The 19764-nt window shown below is 46.9% G+C and carries 18 protein-coding genes and 1 riboswitch; of the genes, 9 read left to right on the top strand and 9 right to left on the bottom strand.

All coding sequences use genetic code 11. From position 1 onward, the window contains the following. The first annotated feature begins 236 nt into the window (after nt 1–236). The 3 genes from ACTRXF_RS05370 to ACTRXF_RS05360 all read left to right on the top strand — a co-directional run bounded on the left by ACTRXF_RS05370 (nt 237) and on the right by ACTRXF_RS05360 (nt 4420). The gene (locus ACTRXF_RS05370) at nt 237–1442 is read left to right on the top strand and encodes an ornithine--oxo-acid transaminase (protein WP_474278201.1); all 1206 of its coding nucleotides are present in this window, start codon (nt 237–239) and stop codon (nt 1440–1442) included. A gap of 17 nt (nt 1443–1459) precedes the next feature. Next, nucleotides 1460–3007 carry an L-glutamate gamma-semialdehyde dehydrogenase gene (gene pruA / locus ACTRXF_RS05365; protein WP_474278199.1) on the top strand — a complete coding sequence of 516 codons (1548 nt, stop codon included), beginning with the start codon at nt 1460–1462 and terminating at the stop codon, nt 3005–3007. A gap of 183 nt (nt 3008–3190) precedes the next feature. After that, nucleotides 3191–4420, top strand: a complete 1230-nt coding sequence (locus tag ACTRXF_RS05360) for a dicarboxylate/amino acid:cation symporter (RefSeq protein WP_474278197.1) — start codon at nt 3191–3193, stop codon at nt 4418–4420. Between the two features lie 39 nt (nt 4421–4459). On the opposite strand, the gene ACTRXF_RS05355 is transcribed toward ACTRXF_RS05360, so the two are convergent. Continuing rightward, a complete protein-coding gene (locus tag ACTRXF_RS05355; protein WP_474260918.1) occupies nt 4460–4783 on the bottom strand; it encodes a 2Fe-2S iron-sulfur cluster-binding protein in 324 nt (107 codons plus the stop codon). Nucleotides 4784–4890: 107 nt separating this feature from the next. Next, the gene (locus tag ACTRXF_RS05350) at nt 4891–5481 is read right to left on the bottom strand and encodes a protein-L-isoaspartate(D-aspartate) O-methyltransferase (protein ID WP_474278195.1); all 591 of its coding nucleotides are present in this window, start codon (nt 5479–5481) and stop codon (nt 4891–4893) included. 201 nt (nt 5482–5682) lie between these two features. Between ACTRXF_RS05350 and trxA the strand changes: the two genes are divergently transcribed. Beyond that, nucleotides 5683–5997 (top strand): thioredoxin, encoded by a 315-nt coding sequence (gene trxA, locus ACTRXF_RS05345; protein WP_322526643.1) that lies wholly within the window; start codon nt 5683–5685, stop codon nt 5995–5997. Between the two features lie 51 nt (nt 5998–6048). On the opposite strand, the gene ACTRXF_RS05340 is transcribed toward trxA, so the two are convergent. Beyond that, nucleotides 6049–7011, bottom strand: coding sequence for a bile acid:sodium symporter family protein (locus ACTRXF_RS05340; RefSeq protein WP_474278193.1), 963 nt, complete (start codon nt 7009–7011; stop codon nt 6049–6051). Nucleotides 7012–7248: 237 nt separating this feature from the next. On the opposite strand from ACTRXF_RS05340, the gene ACTRXF_RS05335 reads away from it, so the two are divergent. Further along, the gene (locus ACTRXF_RS05335) at nt 7249–7977 is read left to right on the top strand and encodes a YwaF family protein (protein ID WP_474278191.1); all 729 of its coding nucleotides are present in this window, start codon (nt 7249–7251) and stop codon (nt 7975–7977) included. Between the two features lie 11 nt (nt 7978–7988). On the opposite strand, the gene ACTRXF_RS05330 is transcribed toward ACTRXF_RS05335, so the two are convergent. Further along, the gene (locus ACTRXF_RS05330; protein WP_474278189.1) at nt 7989–9461 is read right to left on the bottom strand and encodes a phospholipase D family protein; all 1473 of its coding nucleotides are present in this window, start codon (nt 9459–9461) and stop codon (nt 7989–7991) included. A gap of 719 nt (nt 9462–10180) precedes the next feature. Between ACTRXF_RS05330 and ACTRXF_RS05325 the strand changes: the two genes are divergently transcribed. Next, on the top strand, nt 10181–11173 hold the full coding sequence (locus ACTRXF_RS05325; RefSeq protein ID WP_474278187.1) for a C40 family peptidase: 993 nt from the start codon (nt 10181–10183) through the stop codon (nt 11171–11173). A 73-nt stretch (nt 11174–11246) separates the two neighbouring features. Here ACTRXF_RS05325 and ACTRXF_RS05320 read toward each other — a convergent pair whose 3' ends face one another. Then, nucleotides 11247–12095, bottom strand: coding sequence for a Cof-type HAD-IIB family hydrolase (locus ACTRXF_RS05320; protein ID WP_474278185.1), 849 nt, complete (start codon nt 12093–12095; stop codon nt 11247–11249). 181 nt (nt 12096–12276) lie between these two features. Here ACTRXF_RS05320 and ACTRXF_RS05315 point away from each other — a divergent pair, with 181 nt between their 5' ends. Further along, nucleotides 12277–12720 (top strand): ASCH domain-containing protein, encoded by a 444-nt coding sequence (locus ACTRXF_RS05315; RefSeq protein ID WP_474261137.1) that lies wholly within the window; start codon nt 12277–12279, stop codon nt 12718–12720. A gap of 48 nt (nt 12721–12768) precedes the next feature. Here ACTRXF_RS05315 and ACTRXF_RS05310 read toward each other — a convergent pair whose 3' ends face one another. Continuing rightward, the gene (locus tag ACTRXF_RS05310) at nt 12769–13056 is read right to left on the bottom strand and encodes a putative quinol monooxygenase (RefSeq protein ID WP_474278183.1); all 288 of its coding nucleotides are present in this window, start codon (nt 13054–13056) and stop codon (nt 12769–12771) included. Nucleotides 13057–13229: 173 nt separating this feature from the next. Between ACTRXF_RS05310 and ACTRXF_RS05305 the strand changes: the two genes are divergently transcribed. Continuing rightward, nucleotides 13230–14903, top strand: coding sequence for a M20/M25/M40 family metallo-hydrolase (locus ACTRXF_RS05305; RefSeq protein WP_474278181.1), 1674 nt, complete (start codon nt 13230–13232; stop codon nt 14901–14903). Nucleotides 14904–14945: 42 nt separating this feature from the next. Here ACTRXF_RS05305 and ACTRXF_RS05300 read toward each other — a convergent pair whose 3' ends face one another. Further along, nucleotides 14946–15416 (bottom strand): N-acetyltransferase family protein, encoded by a 471-nt coding sequence (locus ACTRXF_RS05300; RefSeq protein ID WP_474278179.1) that lies wholly within the window; start codon nt 15414–15416, stop codon nt 14946–14948. A gap of 24 nt (nt 15417–15440) precedes the next feature. Further along, nucleotides 15441–17180 carry an adenine deaminase gene (gene ade / locus ACTRXF_RS05295; RefSeq protein ID WP_474278177.1) on the bottom strand — a complete coding sequence of 580 codons (1740 nt, stop codon included), beginning with the start codon at nt 17178–17180 and terminating at the stop codon, nt 15441–15443. A gap of 74 nt (nt 17181–17254) precedes the next feature. Continuing rightward, nucleotides 17255–17354, bottom strand: a riboswitch (purine riboswitch). Nucleotides 17355–17495: 141 nt separating this feature from the next. Between ade and ACTRXF_RS05290 the strand changes: the two genes are divergently transcribed. Further along, a complete protein-coding gene (locus ACTRXF_RS05290) occupies nt 17496–17999 on the top strand; it encodes a VOC family protein (RefSeq protein WP_474278175.1) in 504 nt (167 codons plus the stop codon). A gap of 42 nt (nt 18000–18041) precedes the next feature. Here ACTRXF_RS05290 and ACTRXF_RS05285 read toward each other — a convergent pair whose 3' ends face one another. Beyond that, on the bottom strand, nt 18042–19745 hold the full coding sequence (locus ACTRXF_RS05285; RefSeq protein WP_474278173.1) for a methyl-accepting chemotaxis protein: 1704 nt from the start codon (nt 19743–19745) through the stop codon (nt 18042–18044). Nucleotides 19746–19764 lie beyond the last annotated feature (19 nt).

Here is a 19764-nt window from a genome sequence, read left to right as displayed (position 1 = left end):
TATTCACATAAAGTTCTAAATTTAAAATTATTCTTTATTTCATCCAGCATTCGGTTTTTCCTGCTTGCAATTAAAACACTTTAATTTTCAAAAAAGTGCAAAAAAATTAATCACTGGATGCAAAATTTTTTTCCTTTCCTCTTTCTTTCACCAGCTGCTTCCTGCTGTAGGCGTCTTCTGAAGTTGGCACGGTTCTTGCAACTTTTACAGTAACCTTACTTTAGGAGTGGGTATGCATGGCAGAGACAATGTCTTCGAGTCAGATTATCGATCAAAACGATAAACACGGTGCCCGGAATTACACCCCGCTTCCCATTGTTATTACTGAAGCGGAGGGCATATGGGTGAAGGATCCGGAAGGCCGCTCCTATATTGACATGCTGAGTGCATACTCCGCGGTCAATCAGGGCCACCGCCACCCCAAAATTATACAGGCCCTGAAAGATCAAGCCGATCGGGTAACGCTTACCTCCCGGGCATTTCATAATGATCAGCTTGCTCCTTTTTATGACAAAGTGTCAGCCTTAACCAACAAGAACATGGTACTCCCCATGAATACCGGGGCAGAAGCAGTAGAAACAGCAGTCAAAGCGATTCGTCGCTGGGGCTACGAAAAGAAAGGTATTACGGAAGGGCGCGCGGAAATTATTGCATGCGCGGGAAACTTTCATGGTCGTACGATGAGCGCTGTCTCCCTTTCTTCGGAAGAGGAATACAAACGGGGCTTCGGCCCGATGCTCCCGGGTATTAAAATCGTACCGTACGGGGATCTCAAGGCGCTCGAAAAAGCTATTACTCCTCATACAGCTGGATTTTTAGTTGAGCCCATTCAGGGGGAAGCCGGAATTATAATACCCCCTGAAGGATTTCTACAGCAGGCGTCCGAGCTGTGCCAGGCCCATCAGGTGCTGTTTGCCGCTGATGAAATTCAATCCGGTCTCGGACGCGCCGGTAAAATGTTCGCCTGCGACTGGGACGGGGTTACTCCTGATATATACATTCTCGGAAAAGCACTGGGCGGCGGCGTTTTCCCTATATCATGCGTAGCTGCTAATGAGGATATCCTTGGCGTGTTCACCCCGGGATCCCACGGATCTACATTCGGCGGCAATCCCCTCGCCTGTGCAGTGGCGGCTGCTTCTCTTGACGTGATCGAAGAGCAGCAGCTTGCCGCCCGTTCACTTGAACTCGGAGAGCATTTTAAACGCAGGCTTGCCTCTATCATAAACCCTCATATTAAAGAGGTACGGGGCAGAGGGCTGTTTATCGGCATAGAACTCGATATTCCGGCGCGTGCCTGCTGCGAGCAGCTAAAAGACAAAGGAATTCTCTGTAAAGAAACACACGATACTGTTATCCGCTTCGCCCCGCCGCTCGTTATTTCACAGCAGGATCTGGACTGGGCGGCTGAACGAATTGAAGAAGTGCTTACTGAACTTTAATAATAGGAGGCTTTCAAATGTATACAGCGTACCGTCATGAACCCTTTACCGATTTTACGGATGAAAAGAACCGAAAGGAATTTGCAGAGGCAATAAAAGAAGTGGAAAAAAACCTCGGTCAGGACTATCCGCTGATTATTGGCGGTGAGCGGATTATCACTGGGGAAAAGCTTGTTTCCATCAACCCTGCCAATAAAAAGGAAGTCGTCGGAAGTGTTTCCAAAGCCAATCCCGCATTAATTAATCAGGCATTCGATGCCGCAAGCGAAGCGTTTCAGTCCTGGAGAACGACAAGTGCTGATGCACGTGCGGAGGTCATGTTCCGGGCAGCTGCAAAAATGCGCCGGCGGAAGCATGAATTGTCGGCTACGCTCGTGAAAGAAGGCGGCAAGCCCTGGAAGGAAGCAGATGCCGATGTGGCCGAAGCTATTGATTTCGTCGAATATTATGCCCGCCAAATGCTTGAGCTGAAAAACGGCAAAGCGATTAACAGCCGGGAAGGAGAGTACAATCAATATGTGTACCAGCCGCTCGGTGTGGCTGTTACGATTCCGCCATGGAATTTCGCCTGCGCGATCATGGTCGGGACAACGGTCGCCCCGTTGGTGACGGGCAACACCGTTTTGTTAAAGCCGGCCGAGCCGACCCCTGTCATTGCTGCGAAGTTTGTGGACATTCTGATTGAATCCGGCGTGCCGGACGGCGTCATTAACTTCGTACCCGGTGAACCCGAAGAAATCGGCGACCACCTCGTGGACCATCCGAAAACAGCACTCATCAGCTTCACCGGCTCTCGTGCCACCGGCACACGCATTTATAAAAAAGCCGCCGAGATTCAGGAAGGCCAGCAGCATTTAAAGCGGGTCATCGTTGAAATGGGCGGAAAAGATACAATCGTCGTCGACAGCGAAGCAGATCTCGACACCGCCGCTGAGGCCATCATTGCTTCCGCTTACGGATTTTCCGGCCAGAAATGCTCGGCAGGCTCCAGGGTCGTCGCTCACCAGGACGTGTACGACGAAGTCCTGAGCAAAGTGGAAAAGCAGGCCAAAGCTTTATCCGTCGGGGATCCAACTTCTTATGACAACTACATGGGCCCTGTCGTCAATCAGAAAGCATTTGATAAAATCACCGGCTATATTGATATCGGCAAGCAGGAAGGACGGCTTGTGGCTGGAGGAAAGAGTGACGACTCCAAAGGATACTTCATTGACCCAACCGTCTTTGCCGATCTGGACCCGAAAGCACGAATCATGCAAGAAGAAATTTTTGGCCCGGTCGTCGCTTTTACGAAAGCGTCCTCCTACGAAGAAGCCATTGATATTGCGAACAATACCGAATACGGCTTAACCGGGGCAGTCATCTCCAATAACATCGACCGTCTGGAATACGCCAAGCTGCATTTCCACGTCGGCAATCTTTATTTCAACCGTAACTGCACCGGTGCCATCGTCGGCTACCACCCATTTGGCGGCTTCAAAATGTCCGGCACGGATGCCAAAGCCGGCGGCCCGGATTACCTCATTCAGCACCTGCATCCAAAAACCATCAGCCAGATGCTTTAAAATGGCTAGTTGTGCTGTCTTATATCTTTTACAAAAGAGTTTTCTCCAAAGCGGGAAAACTCTTTTTTATCGTTAATCTCATCTCTCACCTGAGCGTTCATTTTGACAGAAGCATCTGTTTGCTTTAGTTTTTATAATGTTGATTAAACCGATAAGAATTTATTAATAAAGGAGGTTCAACTGGTGAAACACTTGATGAAGCGTTACTTTGATGTGTCACTGATTGCCAAAATCACAACTGCTCTTATTGCCGGTATCGCTGTAGGTTTTATTTTCGGTGAAGACGCCGCCGTGCTCGCCCCTATCGGCGACCTTATGCTTCGGCTGCTTCAATTTATTATAGTCCCGTTGATTTTATTTACACTGATTGTCGGGGTTAATCAGACTACTATTGGTGGTCTCGGCCGGATGGGAGGCAAAGTATTCATTTATTACCTTCTTACCTCTGCTTTAGCTATCGTGGTAGGCACCTCTGTCGCCAGTCTTTTCAACCCCGGCACCGGCACTACGCTGGATGGGAGCGAAAGCTTTGATACACCGGAAAACCCCGGAGTTACAGAGGTTATATTAAATATCGTTCCTGATAATATCGCCGTAGCCTTTACGGAGATGAATCTTCTGGGCATTATTTTTACCGCCTTTGCTTTTGGCATTGCTTTAACTTATCTGCGTTCATCCTCAAGCTATAAAGAAATGGGCGAGCGTCTGTACCGCGGGGCAGAAGCCTTAAACGAACTTACGCTCACCGTTATGAAAGGCATTTTACAGTTCATCCCCTTCGGCATTTTTGCTATTATCGCTGAAATTGTAGGCAGTCAGGGAGCAAATACGCTTCTCTCCCTCGGTAATTTTATACTCGTGCTGTACATTGCCCTTGCAGTACAGCTTGGCCTTTATATTGTCTTTCTTTTAGCTGCCAAAACTAACCTGGGCGCCTTTTTCCGGGAAGCACGCACCCCTATGCTCACGGCCTTCGTCACTCAAAGCAGCTCAGGCACCCTTCCTCTCACGTTAAACGCTGCACGTGATCTTAGATTAAAGCAGAGCCTTTACGGCTTCAGTCTGCCTCTTGGAGCGACGATTAACATGGACGGGGCCGCCATCCGGGTCGCTGTTTCCGCCGTTTTCGCAGCAAACGTCGTAGGCGAGCCGCTCAGCTTTGTGGCCATTCTCCAAATTGTAATTGTCGGCACACTGGCTACGGTTGGTACCGCCGGAGTTCCCGGGGCTGGCATTATTATGATTGCCACCGTTTTTGCCCAGGTCGGTCTCCCGATGGAAGCAGTAGCACTTTTAACCGCAGTTGATGTACTTGTCGGTATGGGAGCAACAGCTTTAAACGTTACCGGGGACCTCGTCGGAACGAAGCTGATCAACAAAACAGAAAAAACGGGCGATGCTGCCGGAAAATAGCATAAAGCCGCGGCCTCATGGAGGATCCGCGGCTTTATTTTAATCCACCGGGCGTCTTCCCGGCTCCATATCAGAATTGGAGGCCGTCATAACTGGTGTTACCGTCAAGTCGGAATACACCCGGTTTTGACAGGAGAGCCTGATATTTTCATCAGTAATGTCTTTGTTTTCGAGAATTGCGGCTTCTGGAGCTTCCTTCGGCCCGAGTTCTCCTTCATTTACTTCACATCTGCAGGTGGTGCACCTGGCGTTCCCGCCGCAGCGGTGCAGAATATCAACACCATTGTCTTCAAGCGCAAGCACTAATTTTTTTCCTTCTTCCACTTCAAATGTACCGTAGCCTTTTACATTAACCGTTGGCATAATAAACCTCCTCTTTGAAATAAAATGCACGTAAAGCGTAACACAATGAAAAACAGCAAGCCTAATCATCCTTTAATCAGCTGCCCCTTTATGCCTTCCGCATTTTATCACGTTTCTTCATCCTGCTTGAGCGGTACAAACGCTACATATTCGACTACAGAGGAGTTCACTTCTCCCTGACTGTTTTTTTCTATAAGCAGCAGTTCCTGCCCCATTCGGCCGCCTACCGGCACGATCATTTTCCCGGGAGCTGCCAGCTGCCCGACCAGGGACTCCGGCACAGTTTTAGCTGCTGCTGTTACCATAATACGATCGTACGGCGCATGCTCCGGCCAGCCTTTACTGCCGTCACCCAGGCGATACTTAATATTCGTAAACCCTGCTTCCTGCAGGCGCTCCCGGGCCCTTTCCTGCAGCGGTAAAATCCGTTCGACTGTATAGATCTGTTCAGCAAAAGCTGCTAATAGAGCCGTCTGGTAGCCGGAGCCCGTACCAATCTCGAGCACCCTGGAAACGGCATCAACGTCCAGCTCCAGCGTCATTTTCAATACAAGCGATGGCTGGGAGATGGTCTGTCCGTGCCCAATCGATAAAGCCTGATTCCAATTAGCAAGATTTTTGTCTGTATCCATATAAAAACTGCGGTCCATTGCCCGAAAGTAGCTTCGTATTTCTTTATCCCTTTCTTTTTTTGACATGGCGGCCTCCTTTCTTCTTATGTTCCCGAATACATACTCTTTGAGAGCTTTCTTACTTATATTCTTTTCCCGTACGCTTCATTTTCCATTCCTTCTCTTGAAAAAATTGAATGATCCAAGCATACTTTTAGACAAATAGGGTTATTCGTACTACGATTACTCTATACTCGCAATGAAGCGAAATGAAGGAGGTACTCATCAATGGCTATTGTACACGTATCAGACCAGGACTTTTCCGAACAGATTTCCGAAGGTGTCGTTCTAACTGACTTTTGGGCACCTTGGTGCGGACCCTGCAAGATGATTGCTCCGGTTCTCGAAGAAATTAACGAAGAAATCGGCGACAATGTCAAAATTGCTAAATTAAACGTTGACGAAAATCAGGAAACTGCCGGTAAATACGGCGTTATGAGCATTCCAACACTCATGATTTTCAAGGACGGCGAAATGGTAGAACAAATCGTCGGCTTCCAGCCGAAGGACCAGCTTCAGGGTCTGCTTGAAAAACACATGTAATTTTTCTTTATTAAAAATCCCGCGCTCGATATGAGCACGGGATTTTTTCTCTTACTTATAGTGCTTCCACTCTTTTTCCTTTACAGCCTCTTCCCTCTTCTGGCTTCTTCTCCCCCACCAGGACACGAGCAGCGGCCCGGAGATATTATGCCAGACGGAAAAAATAGCGCTTGGAAGCGCAGCAAGCGGCGTGAAGTGGACCGTGGCCAACTGGGTGCCAAGCCCGGAATTCTGCATTCCTACCTCAATAGATACCGCCCGCCGTTTTGTTTCGTCTAATCCCACCAGCTTCGCCGTTACATAGCCAAGGGCCAAACCAAAGCTGTTATGAAGCACAACCGCTGCAAAAACCAATAGTCCGGTTGCAGCAATGTTCTCCTGATTTGCTCCCACGACCCCGGCTACAATAGCAATAATTGCTGCCATAGATACAATTGGAAGCGCCTGAACGCTTTTTTCCACTGTTTTTGGAAACAGTTGTTTAATAATTAAGCCGAGCGCGATAGGTATAATAATGACCTGGAAAATGGACAAGAACATTGCCAGCGGGTCCACCGGCAGCCACTCATTTGCAAAAACCAATAGAGCAAACGGTGTCAGAAGAGGAGCGAGCAGCGTCGACACTGTCGTCATAGCAACCGATACCGGAAGGTCCCCTTTGGCCAGATAAACCATAACATTCGAGGCTGTTCCTCCCGGACACGCGCCTACAAGTACGAGACCTGCCGCTATTTCCGGCGGAAGCTGCAGAACCAGGGCAATGATAAAGGCCGCAAGCGGCATAATAACGAACTGTGCAATCACCCCGGTCAGCACCGGCAGCGGCTTTTTCGCCACAATACGGAAATCGGAAAGGTTTAGCGTGAGCCCCATGCCAAACATGATGATCCCGAGTAAAATAGTTATGTAGCCGGTAATTCCTACAAATGCATCCGGCAGCAGATAAGCAATAAACGCAACAACTAACACAAAAACAGCAAAATATTTATTTACAAATATATTCAGGCTGTTCATTCTCCCACCCCATTATTTTCTCTAAATTATGAAATATTTAGCATTTTAACGCTATTACACTAATATTTCAATACTTTAGTGTAAAAAAGGAAGAGGAATACTTTGTTTTTCCTTTACACTATTTATTATTGAAACCAGGCCTGCCCCTGGAGTCGTTTGTTTAAAGAAGAGTGGCTGAGGGAATCCTTCGGCAACGTGTTTACTGATAAAAGAAAAACAATTAGGAGGGGATGAAACGTGTGGTGGTGGAAATTTAATCATGACGGTCCAGCCTTTGAACCTTTTGGTACCGGGCAGCTTATGGTATGGCTTTTTCTCGCCCTCGCCTGTATTGGTCTTATACTTTTTCAAAGCTACCTTCGGCGCGAGCCCTTAGCAAGAAAGACGATAAAGTGGTTTATCATTTCCACCTTCCTCCTTGGACAGCTGGCCCTGCAGCTTTTTTATATTACAAACGGCATTTGGAACCCGCGGTTTTCACTTCCACTTAAAGTCAGCGATCTGGCCTGGATAGCAGTCGTTATTATGCTTATAACCGGCAGCCGCTTCTGGACGGCATTCGCGTTTTATGCCGGTACCTCAAGCGCCCTGCTTACTATAGTGTTTCCGGACATGGAACGCTACGGCTTCCCCCATTTCCGGTTTCTTCACTTTTTTATTACACATGCGCTGATTGTGGCAGGCGTTGTTTATCAGCTCGTTGTAAAGCGTACGTTTATTTCCTTTCGTTCCTTGTTTGTCGTTTGGGGAGCCTTGAACGCTGCTGCCGTGGTGGCATTTTTGGTAAACCTCTATTTCGACGCCAATTACATGTATTTAATGGAAAAACCAGCGTCTCCTTCCCCTTACGATTTCTTCGGCCCATGGCCCTATTATTTGCTCACGCTTCAAGCGATAGCATTAACTGCGTTTCTATGCCTGTACGCAGGGTATCGCTTCGTCCTGAAAAAGTTTCTGCTTTTTTAATTTTTCTGTGTTTAAAACGAAGACATTCCACTCCATTCCTGCAGCCGGTAACGCCAATAAAGCAAACGGGAATCATTTTTATATTTTGTGTAATCCAGCGTGTGCGTGCCATCAGAATTATTCCACAGCCGATGATAATAATCCCGTACGCCTTTCACGGCTTCCGACTCATTACTGCCGGTAACTACAACATCAGTTTCCAAATTGTAATTATTCAAATTTCTTTTTGTCAGGTTCGCTGATCCACCAATAACTACTGTCTCCTCAGCCTTTTCCATCATCATCATTTTGGCATGATACTGTACCCCATCGGCATGATACCAGCGTATGTTAATACGGCCATTTGATTTCTCCACGAGCTCATTAGCTGCCGGCTGATTGGGTATGCCTATTTTTTCGCTTCCAAAAGCCTCTTCGTTTATATCCATAATAATATCAATATCAGCGCCACGGTCAGCGGCCCCGATGAGCGCTTCGATGACGTCGCGGTCCGCTAAATAAAACATTCCCATACGTAATTTCCCGTCCATGGGTAATTCGCGTATTTCTCTCAGCACCCGCTCTTTAATTTTGCGCTCTGTTAACAGCTGAACCTCGTACTTCCCGTTTTCTTCCGGCACTTCCACTTTAGAGATGAACGAATCGAATTTTTCCCCTGAGCGGCCCGCCATTTCCACTACTTCTTTTTCTGTTTTCAATAAATCCTTCAGCACAGCTCCTCTGACTTCAAAGCCTGTATTTGCATGATATCCGCTGGCATCGTGAGGATTAGCTGAAGTAACCATTCCTGCCTTTTCTGTAACAAGCGTTTTCCGGTGATTGGCTTTAAAGTTTAAAATCTCCAGATAAGAATGAAGCGTTACATCGGGAGCGTTACTCGTGAAAAAGTTAGGCAGCCATCCCCTCCCCTGGTTTTCAAACCACTGAACAAAAGTCCGGTAAAACCATGAGTAAAACGGATTCGAATCCCTTAATGCGTCCAGCTCCGTAAAAATGACTTTAATGCCGCTCCTTTCGAGCCGCTGAAAATGTTCAGGCGTATAAGCCCCGTAAAAAGTGTTAACCGGGTCAGTTATAACCACTATTTCTATGTCCGGCTCCGCTTCTTTTTTGTCGATTAACGCCTCCGACAAACGCCTCGTTAAAGGGAGGAAATCCACTCCCGCTTCATGGTCGCTGTTAAAGTAGAACATGTCCATCACGATAAACTGGTCCGCTTCTTCAATGTTCCGGATCACTGTATCAAATATTTCTTGTTCTGCCACCTGTGACTCTGTGGAGGAAACGTAGGTATGATCCTCCAAAAAAAGAACATGGTCTGTACGATGCTTTCGCCCCTCATAGGAGACATTCGCAGGCAGGGGCTTATTGCTTCCATAAACAGCGGCCGCGACTACAGCTGAAATAGTGCTGAGTAAAGCCACCAGCATCCACTTCTTTCTAAGAGCGTCTCTCTGAAATATTTTCGGAATTTCTCTTTTCATAACAGTGCTCCTTTTATTGGTTTCGCTTCTCCAATCTTTCTTTAACTAAAATTTTCTGCCAACGAACATTACTGTCTGCCTTTCTCTCTGAACCTTCAATTAGTTTCTTATTCCCGACAGGTTAAATATCAAAATGTAGTTTCTGTATATTCTATTTATAAAAAAGATAATTGGATAGCTACTGGATTATTGCAAAAATAAAACATGCATATTTAACACTTATTATGATTATTCATTTTATATTACGAAAACATTACAAGTATATTACTGTTCACCTTCAAAGGTTTTACTCATTTCCCTTAATAATTGCATGAAAAACGTCATATTACAGTTCGCTTCCATTTTTATACATAGTCTTTTTTACCCAAATAACAGCCTTTAGATTCATTTATTAAAAATTCAAAATATTAATAAAGCAATTGAAATTTTTTGCTTTGATTATTTCAGAATTCCTTTTATAAAAGCCTTTTTATTAAAACTATATTACAAAACTTACACATTATTGAATTGTCTCTCACATTCTTATAGAATTGGGTTTATAGAAAAACACATACTAAAGACTCACAAAAATACATTTAGGAGGTGCAGCTTCACTTCGCTACATCCATTATCCTGTCTACTACTTATACTTATAAATTCCAGTATTCATATCGAAAAACTCATCATTATACTCCTACATATATTAAGACAGCGGATGACCAAGCAGGTGAACACACATAATGAAAAAATACTTATTCGGAACAGCAGTAACAGCAGGAGTACTATTCGCAGGCCCCCAGGCAGCGAATGCAGCAATTGATGATCATGGTTCTTTATCCTATGGTGATGTCAACTCCTCCGTAAATGACCTTCAGGAAGCGTTAAAAGAAGAAGGATACTTTGAAGGCTACACCGGCTCCCGTTTCGGCCCTAAAACACTTCAGGCCGTAAAGGACTTCCAGTCTGCAGAAGGAATTTCCTCTCCTGCCGGCAGCTATTATGGCGTAGCGGGACCTTCGACCCAGGGCGCATTAATGGACGTAATTGGTTCCAGCTCTTCATCGAACACATCGAGCAGCTCGAACTCCACTTCCATTGGAAGCCACGGGTCTTTATCCTACGGCGATCGTAATTCTTCCGTAAACGCTCTTCAAAAGAAATTAAAGGAGCACGGCTTTTTCGAGGGCTACACCGGCTCCCGTTTCGGTCCTAAAACACTTCAGGCCGTGAAGGATTTCCAGTCCGCCACAGGTCTTTCGTCTCCTTCCGGCAGCTACTACGGTGTAGCAGGGCCATCTACGCAGAGCGCTCTGATGGATTACGACGGTTCCTCTGCGAGCAGCTCGAGCAGCAATGAACAGGTAGCCGGCGTCTCAACTGGCACTGGTTCAGACATTGTAAGCACAGCGAAGCAGTACATGGGCACTCCTTATGTTTGGGGCGGAGAATCACCTAGCGGTTTTGACTGCAGCGGTTTTATTAACTACGTATATGATAAGCACGGCAAAAGCATGCCGCGTACAGTTGCATCCATTTACAGTGCAAGCACAAAGGTTTCCAGCCCGTCTGTTGGCGACATCGTTTTCTTTGATACACGAGGCGGCGCATCACACGCAGGTATTTATGTTGGAAACAACGAATTTATCCACGCAGGTGCTTCCACCGGCGTTACTGTTTCAAGCATGAATAGTTCCTACTGGGGCCCGCGTTACATGGGCGCTGGCCAAATTTAAACAGTACCAGCACCAAGAGCCAGAAGATCCCTATAGAAGGGTTCTCCTGGCTTTTTATTTTTTTGCTGGATATTTAAAAATAATTTTCAAGAGCGTACGCCACTCCATTTTCCATATAGCTTTTAGTCACGTAATCCCCGGCCACAATCACTTCTTCCACCGCATTTCCCATCGCAACACTGGTACCGGCAACTTCAAACATCGGCAGATCATTTAAGTTGTCCCCGATAGCTGCTGTGTTTTCGAGCGGCACTCCCATTTCTTCTGCCATACGGCGCAAAGCGTACCCTTTGCTTACGCTTGGGTGGGCGATTTCAAGCTTTGTAATTCCCGAAGACGTCAGAGAAACGTCTGTGCGCGGGGCCAGCCGATCCCTCAGTTTTTTTAATCTTTTCCGGTCAAAGGACAATACAAATATTTTGTATATTTCTGCCGTTGCCGGGTTCACGTCCCGGTAGTCTTTCATATAGCCCGTGCCGTGCTGGGCATACTGGATGCCCATCTCCTCTTCCGACCAGGCTTCTGTTACCTCTTCGTCCTCTTCCTGTATGTTTCGCACTTCTGCTCTCAGCCGCTCCTTCCCCTCTTTCAGCAGTATTACTCCCTGGTTCGTATATATCTCGTAGTACCATTTTTCATTTTCAAGCTCGGGGAGCAGCTCTTCCGTAATCCCTTCAGGCATGACCAGCTGATCAATGCTCTCCCCGTCCTGGTACGTCCACGCTCCGTTTCCGACCATCATCGGACAGTCCAGTCCGGCGCGCTTCAAAATATCCTCAGTGTCCTGCAGCGACCTTCCTGAGCATACAGCTACTGTATCTCCGTTTTCCTGTGCGGCCTTTATCGCCTTCACATTTTCTGCACTGATGGAACGATCTTTTTTAATGAGTGTCCCGTCCAAATCAACAGCGATTAGCTTCATTTCTGTTTTCCTCCAATGTAAGAACGATATAAATCTTTCTTATTTACTTTTATCATAAACTTTTAACGGTGTCGCGAATAAATTTACAGGAGGATTCGATTAATATGCTCTTCAAAGTTATATATTCCTGCAGAAGTATGTTTTAATGAAAGAAAGACCATCACAGAAACGGGGAGTTGCAATGAACCAGGCAGCAGATACTTATTGGAAGAATTTTTGGCAGCAGCGAAACGAGGCCCCTCCCGAACAGGTAACAGCCTGGTCCTTTGGCGTGGATCCCGATGAGCTCGCAGAGCTTGTCGTCTCCGGGATCAAAACGGCTACATGTTCTGCTTACATGTTTTATGAGATAGAAAATGAACCTCTTCCTTCGATAGGGGACTACAGCATCGTTTTAAACAGAGCCGGCGATCCGGTATGTATTATACAAACCACCAGTGTCAAAATTATGCCGATGAACGAGGTGCCCAAAGAATTTGCTGAGGCTGAAGGGGAAGGAGATCGTTCATACGAGTATTGGTGGAATGCACATGAACAATTTTTTACCGAAGCGCTCGAAGAGGTTGGAGAAATATTCCGGGAGGATATGACGGTCGTATGTGAACGGTTCGAAGTAGTGAAATAAGGAAAAACCAGTAAAAAAGAAGCTGTCAGCAAACAGCTTCTTTTTCGTTTATTCTACAGGTTTTAATTTATACACTTCTCTTGATACGACGAGATTTTCTGTGTTTTCCCGATAGGCCTGATAATGCTCGGTCTGAATATGCTGCTGCACGGCTTCTTCATCCTTCCACTGCTCTGAAAAGATAAATACCCCGTCCTGTGCTTCTGATTCATAAAGAACATATTCTATGCAGCCCGCTTCTGCCCGCGAAGGAGCCAGCACCTTTTTCAGCTCTGTTTTCAATGCTTCCTCTTTTCCCGGATCTGCCTGCAGAAATGCTTTAATGGTTACTGTCATACTTTCTCCTCCTTTATATAGTTATTATACGGCTCTCTTGCCTGTTTCTGCACGATTCAGGACTTGAGGCACAAAATAATCTTTCGCAGGAAAATTCACTTCTTTGCTTACTTTGGAAGATTCATACAGTAGAATAAGAAACAACAGCAATTATTGCGGCGAGGTGATCAGCAGTGTACGAAAATTTAAAATCTCTTACCATAGCAAAACAGGCGGAATATCTTACAGAATATCTGGTGGAGTGGAACAGTGTGAACGCTTCAGATGGAGAAGTATCCATCGCCCGGGAGCTCTACCGCATCCTGCGTACGTTTCCTTATTTTCAACAGTTCCCCGAACGCGTCTGGCTGGAGCCGGTTCACGGGGACCCTCACGGACGCCAGAATGTGTTTGCCTTTATTAAAGGACTGCCTTCTTCAGCCCAGACAATTCTTTATCATTCCCACATCGATACTGTAGGCATCGAAGATTACGGAAACATTAAACACCAGGCCTGTTCGCCGAAAGAACTGCTTCCTTACTTTCAAGGCTATACAAATGATCCTGAAGTGCATGCAGACGCCCTAAGCGGGGACTGGATGTTTGGCCGGGGATCTGTTGATATGAAAAGCGGCATCGCCGTGCATATTGTAAATCTGCTTTATTTCTCGGAGCAACCGGAAGAGCTCGAAGGTAATATTCTGCTTTTACTGAATCCCGATGAAGAAAGCGAGCACTGCGGCCTCATCGGCGCGCTCCCTGTTCTTCGTGATTTAAAGCGTTCTCACGGCCTTCAGTACCTGCTCGCAATTAATAACGACTTTATCGCCCCTCTGTATGAAGGGGATACTACAAAATATATCTATACAGGAACCGCCGGAAAACTGCTGCCTGCCTTTTTCGTTTTTGGGCGCGAAGTGCACGTCGGTGATACGCTTGCCGGCGTAGACCCCAATTTCGTTGCCGCTAAACTGACGGAGCGCATTCACAACAATTATGATTTAACCGAGCATATTCCCGGGGAACTGATTCTGCCTCCGACATGTCTTTATCAGCGTGATACGAAGGAAAGCTACACTGTTCAGACTGCTTCAGGCAGCCGTGTGTATTTTAATTATTTTTTATACGAAACCACCGCAGAGCAGGTGACCGAACAAATGCTGCAGGCAGCCAGAAGGGCAGCGGAAGAATCGGAGCAGTACTTTGCTTCTCAATACGATAGATACATCGAGGTGACCGGCATGCCTCCGAAAAATATTTCCTGGGAAATAGACGTTAAGACGTATGAAAACTACCGCCTTGAGCTAGAACAAAAGGGACTCGACACGCAGGCAGCCATTCAAAAACGGCTGTCTGAAACAGCAGGCATGGACCTCCGGCTGCGAAGCTTTGAACTAGTGCACGCTCTGCGTGAGCTTGACCCGGATAAAACACCGCAGATCATTTTCTTCTACGCTCCGCCGTTTCTGCCGCACAATTATTTAACAGACACCAATAGCCGGCACCGGGAAATGAAGACATTCCTCTCCTTTATTCTGCAGAACAACTCGGCCAGTACCGGAGAAATATTTGAGATGCGCAATTTCTTTCCCTATTTATCCGATGGCAGCTTTTTATCCATTCAGGAGTCGGATGCGGAGCTGGAGCCGCTGCTGAAAAACTTGCCGGAGGGAGACACTCTTTATCCGGTGCCGGTCAATGATATAAAACAGCTGAATATCTCCTCCATCAACATGGGTGTTTACGGAAAAGATGGGCATAAATGGACCGAGAGAGTCTACAAGCCATACTCCTTTCACGTTCTCCCCGGCTTGATCCGGGAGACCACTACCCGGATTCTGCGCGAATTTGCCGCTGTAAAAGAATAAATAGCGAAAGCCGGCTCTCCGTAAAAAGAGAGGCCGGCTGTTTTACAGCTGTTTTTCAAAAAGAATGCGATCCTGCTCTTCTCCGTCGTAGTCAGTATGTACCGGAAGCCCGTTCTCCACTTTATCACCCGTCACCAGGTTAAATCCCATCGCCTGATGAAAAGCCACTGAGCCTTCATTATCAGGAGACGTCACCGCCCGGACGATGCGGCGGCCTTCATCAAGTGCGCAGTCAAAAAAAGCTTCGTACAAGCCTTCCGCGATACCTTCTCCCCGGTTATGCGGATGAACACCGGCGAAATGTATATATGCCTCTTTATCTCTTGTCTGAGATAAAAACCCGACAAGAAAACCTGTCATCCGGCCGTTCACTTCTGCAATAAAGCTTGTTTCCTGAAAATGGTCAAACAGAAACTTCGGCAGCTTATCGGCCATATCTCTTCCGCCCCACCATTCGTTAATAACCTGTTTAACCTTATAGTAATCCCTGGTCTGGGCTCTGCGTATGTGCATGTATGCCTCCTCCTCCGTTTCAGTTTATGAATACTCAGCCTCCACCCTCACGTGTGAAAATGAGCGGAAATCAAACAATCCTTTTGCCGTCATTTTCAGCTCCGGAATCACCGGGAGAGCTAAAAAGGAGAGAGTCAGAAATGGATCGAAATCCTGCGGCGCCCCGAGAGAATCAAGAGCCTGATTCAACAGGTTCAGCCGTTCATATACCTCCTCCCACGGTTCTTCCGCCATTAAGCCCGCGACAGAAAGCGGGAGCGAAGCTGATACTTGTTCTTCCTGCACTACAGCCATTCCTCCATTTGACTGTATCACATGTCTGACAGCCGCCAAAATGTCTTTATCTGACGTGCCGGCGGCAATAATATTGTGAGAATCATGGGAAATGGTGGTCGCAATCGCTCCGGATTTAAGATCGAGCCCTTTAACAATGCCAACACCGATATTTTCGCTGGCAGTGTGTCTTTCTATGACTGCTATTTTTAACTGGTCTGCCTCAGTAGAAATACAAAAATGATCGTCTTCCACAGTTACTTGTTCCTTACGCTCTTTAGTCACTATACTGTTTGGTACAATTTCGATTAAACGACAAAAATCCGAAGCAAGCGGCAGAGCGAGATGATTAGCTTTTACTTCACCTGTATTTATTCCCGGAAGCGATGCTGCAGAAGCCCCTCGCTCCGTTTCTTCCAGTGGCCGGACGTTCGCACTAACCACACGCCCTTTTTTGTATACATTATGGATATTGAATCCTTCAAGATCATCCAGCAGCACAAAGTCAGCCTGATACCCCGGTGCTACCGCTCCGAGGTGTTGGAGACCGAAGCATTCAGCGGCGTTTAATGTCACCATCTGCACAGCCGTCACAGGATCAAGCCCTTTACGGATTGCACGCCACACAATATGGTCCACACTCCCCTCCTCCACTAAATCATCCACCAGCTTATCGTCGGTAACAAACAGGCACCTTCTCGCATTCCTTTCCGTAATGACTGGAAACAGCGCGTCTAAATCTTTAGCGACGGTCCCCTCCCGGATCATTAGATACATTCCAAGATCGAGACGCTTTTTTGCTTCTGCAGCTGTAACACTTTCATGGTCTGTGCGAATGCCTGCAGCCATAAAAACATTGAGGCCTTCGGCTGTAAGTCCGGCGGCGTGACCATCTATGGCCTTTCCTTCTGCAGCACCAATAAGCAGCTTCTCCATCATTGCATCCTTTCCTTCTGCCACAGCCGGGAAGTCCATAACCTCGGCCAGACCCAGCACCTCGGGGTTGTTGATAAATGGCAGGAGGTGCTCTGCTTCCAGGATCGCTCCGTTGCTTTCAAACGGTGCTGCCGGGACACATGAAGGAAGCATCACAAACATATCAAGCTCCGTGCGCGCAGCGTCTTCTATCATGTACTCAATGCCACTAGCACCAGCCACATTGGCAATTTCGTGCGGGTCGGTCACTACCGCAGTCACACCGTGGGAGAGCACGACATTTCCAAATTCCCGGGGGGTCAGAAGGGAGCTTTCAATGTGGACATGACCATCAATCATACCAGGAATCATTATTTTCCCCTTCGCATCAATTACTTCCTGTCCATCATAGGAACCGATGCCTGCAAAGTACCCGTCAACGATGGCCACGTCTCCCTCCATCATTTCACCTGTAAACACATTCACGATCAATGCGTTTCTGACGACTGTGTCTGCAGGCTTTTGTCCTCCGGCTACTGCTATACGGTTTTTCAGCATTTCTTTTGTAGTTTTCATTTTTGCTCCTCTCCATTTTGTTTTTTGAAAAAAAGTCCCGGATCCGGCAATAAAAAAATCCTGATCACAAAGACATGCCGGAGCATTTTCTTTGTAATCAGGATTTTACGGTTCCTGGTAGAGACCCCCGTACCATATTAACAGGGTTATACAGTGACTAATTATTACTTATTTTATCCAAAAGGACAGCCGCCTTCAACTCCCCTGCTATATTTTCTGACACCCCTCTTTCTGTACTGCTTTTAACAAAGCAATCGAGAAGAAATACTCCCTCGAGGGGTACGGTATGATTTATGTATAAGGAGGCGAAAGCTGATGACTCAAATCCAAAAAATCACGCCCAATCTTTGGTTCAGCAATAATGCTGAGGAAGCGGTGGACTTCTACACCGGTATTTTTCCTGATTCCAGAATAAAAAGGGTGGCGCGTTATGGAAAGGAAGGATATGACATTCACGGTATGCCCGAAGGCACCGTTCTGACAATTGAATTCGCTCTGGCAGACCAGGAATTCATTGCTTTAAACGGCGGGGACCAGCCATTTACATTTGATGAATCAATTTCTTTTATCGTCAACTGCAGCAACCAGGAAGAAGTGGATTATTACTGGGAGCACCTTTCCGCCGGAGGTGATGAAAAGGCGCAGGTGTGCGGCTGGCTGAAAGATAAATACGGCGTTTCCTGGCAGGTTATTCCTGAAATACTAAGCAAATATTTAACCGACACTGACCCTGCCAAAGCAGCGAACGTCATGAAGGTAATGCTCCGGATGAAAAAGTTAAATATTCGCTCTCTTGAAAGGGCTTATGAGAATGCGTAAAAGCACCGGAGCCCTGGGCTTCCGGTGCTTCTTTTGCTGATCTTAAACCTTGAATGAGCGTACGGACTGCCCAAGCTCTTCTGCCATGTGTGCAAGGGTGCTTGATGCAGATGATATCTCCTGCATGGAAGCGTTCTGCTCTTCAGAGGAGGCAGCAACATTCTGCGTGTGCTCCATGGACTGATCGGCGATATCAGCGACAGCCTGGACAGAATGCATCAATGCTTCTGCCCGGGCCGTCATCTGCTCTACAGCTGCTGAGGATTCCTCGAGCTGAACCGCGATGTCTTTAGTTGACACTGAAATCGACTGGAAGGCACTCTCCGCCTCTTTGACCTGACGGATTCCTCCTTCTACGGCTTCTTTCCCATCCTCCATCGATGTGACCGACTCCTGGATGTCTGCCTGGATATCTTTAATAAGCGAGCCAATCTGGCTCGCGGAACTGCCGGACTGCTCCGCAAGCTTCCGCACTTCTTCAGCTACTACTGCAAATCCCTGGCCGCTTTCCCCGGCGCGTGCAGCTTCAATAGCTGCGTTTAACGCAAGGAGGTTGGTCTGATTGGAGATATTGGTGATCAGCGAAATAATATCATTTATCTGACCGGACTTGTTTTCCAATTGATGAATAAACGTCGCAGTATAGTTTGTTTTGTCCTGAATCAATGACATCTGCCCGAGCGTCTGTTGTATAACCCGCGAGCCGTTCTCCGCCGTTTCAACATTTATCGACGATGATTCATTAATTGCATGGATATTTCCTGATATACGATCCATGCCGCCGGAAATTTCGGCGACCAGTGATTTTGTTTCTCCCATGCTCCGGGCCTGGTTTTCTGCCCCGCTGGATACTTCCTGGACCGCACGGGACACTTCGTCCGTGGCCGAGCTTGTTTCCTCCGCACTCGCGCTAAACTGCTCAGAGGAAGCCGCTACCTGCTCAGAAGTATCTAAAATTTGTTTTACAAGCGCGCTTAAATTTTTCCGCATTTGATTGTATCCTGCTGTAAGCCGGCCTATTTCATCATCTGAAGGATCCGAAAGCTCTGTGGTGAAATCTCCTTGCCCCGCTGCTGTCAGGGCACCGGTCACGCGTCCAAGTCTTTTGGATACCCTGCGTGAAAATAAAAATACGCCCCCCATCGCTGCGATGCCGGTGATCATTAAAGCAATTAAAAAGGTGATGAGGGCGTTGCCGGTAATTTCATCAAGTATTTCCTGCGAAGCACCTACATACCACATGCCGATAGGCTTTCCCGCTTCATTGTAAATGGGCTCATACGCTGTTTGATAGCTCGTGCCCACTACGTCTGCTTCTCCTGTATACATTGCTTCATCCTGCAGCACCGTTTCCACCACTTCATCTGAAGCCTGCGTTCCGACAGCACGCTCTCCGTCAAGCATCACGTTTGTCGTTACACGTGTGTCATTCATGAAAATAGTTACGGTCCCCCCGGTCATTTCCCCGATGAAATCAACAATATCGGTGTTTCCGCTGATGGTCGTTTCCCCTTTCATTAAATTTCCATCTTCAATACGCCACTCGCCGGGATATTCACTGTTTATGTATTCATAGCCTAAATTTAAATCGGAAACCGCTTTTTCTACAGCTGTTTCTTCCACACCCTTTTTTATCTGATCAAACGTAATAAAACCAATCACAATAGAAAAACCAATCAGAACTGCAGCCATAATTATGTTCAGCTTCGTGCCAAGCTTAAGCTTTTGTATTAATCTTTTCACCATTTTCCTCCTTAAACTAATG

The organism is Marinococcus sp. LNHM3E3-2.2 (genome assembly GCF_056034385.1).
This window is presented reverse-complemented; position numbering and strand designations above follow the sequence as displayed.

Bases quoted from the DNA above. Each gene is read 5' to 3' on its own strand.
- ACTRXF_RS05285 (WP_474278173.1), bottom strand. From the start codon at position 19,745: ATGGTGAAAAGATTAATACAAAAGCTTAAGCTTGGCACGAAGCTGAAC.
- ACTRXF_RS05325 (WP_474278187.1), top strand. From the start codon at position 10,181: ATGAAAAAATACTTATTCGGAACAGCAGTAACAGCAGGAGTACTATTC.
- ACTRXF_RS05315 (WP_474261137.1), top strand. From the start codon at position 12,277: ATGAACCAGGCAGCAGATACTTATTGGAAGAATTTTTGGCAGCAGCGA.
- ACTRXF_RS05330 (WP_474278189.1), bottom strand. From the start codon at position 9,461: ATGAAAAGAGAAATTCCGAAAATATTTCAGAGAGACGCTCTTAGAAAG.
- ACTRXF_RS05290 (WP_474278175.1), top strand. From the start codon at position 17,496: ATGACTCAAATCCAAAAAATCACGCCCAATCTTTGGTTCAGCAATAAT.
- ACTRXF_RS05350 (WP_474278195.1), bottom strand. From the start codon at position 5,481: ATGTCAAAAAAAGAAAGGGATAAAGAAATACGAAGCTACTTTCGGGCA.
- ACTRXF_RS05355 (WP_474260918.1), bottom strand. From the start codon at position 4,783: ATGCCAACGGTTAATGTAAAAGGCTACGGTACATTTGAAGTGGAAGAA.
- trxA (WP_322526643.1), top strand. From the start codon at position 5,683: ATGGCTATTGTACACGTATCAGACCAGGACTTTTCCGAACAGATTTCC.
- ACTRXF_RS05370 (WP_474278201.1), top strand. From the start codon at position 237: ATGGCAGAGACAATGTCTTCGAGTCAGATTATCGATCAAAACGATAAA.
- pruA (WP_474278199.1), top strand. From the start codon at position 1,460: ATGTATACAGCGTACCGTCATGAACCCTTTACCGATTTTACGGATGAA.
- ACTRXF_RS05320 (WP_474278185.1), bottom strand. From the start codon at position 12,095: ATGAAGCTAATCGCTGTTGATTTGGACGGGACACTCATTAAAAAAGAT.
- ACTRXF_RS05310 (WP_474278183.1), bottom strand. From the start codon at position 13,056: ATGACAGTAACCATTAAAGCATTTCTGCAGGCAGATCCGGGAAAAGAG.
- ACTRXF_RS05300 (WP_474278179.1), bottom strand. From the start codon at position 15,416: ATGCACATACGCAGAGCCCAGACCAGGGATTACTATAAGGTTAAACAG.
- ade (WP_474278177.1), bottom strand. From the start codon at position 17,180: ATGAAAACTACAAAAGAAATGCTGAAAAACCGTATAGCAGTAGCCGGA.
- ACTRXF_RS05340 (WP_474278193.1), bottom strand. From the start codon at position 7,011: ATGAACAGCCTGAATATATTTGTAAATAAATATTTTGCTGTTTTTGTG.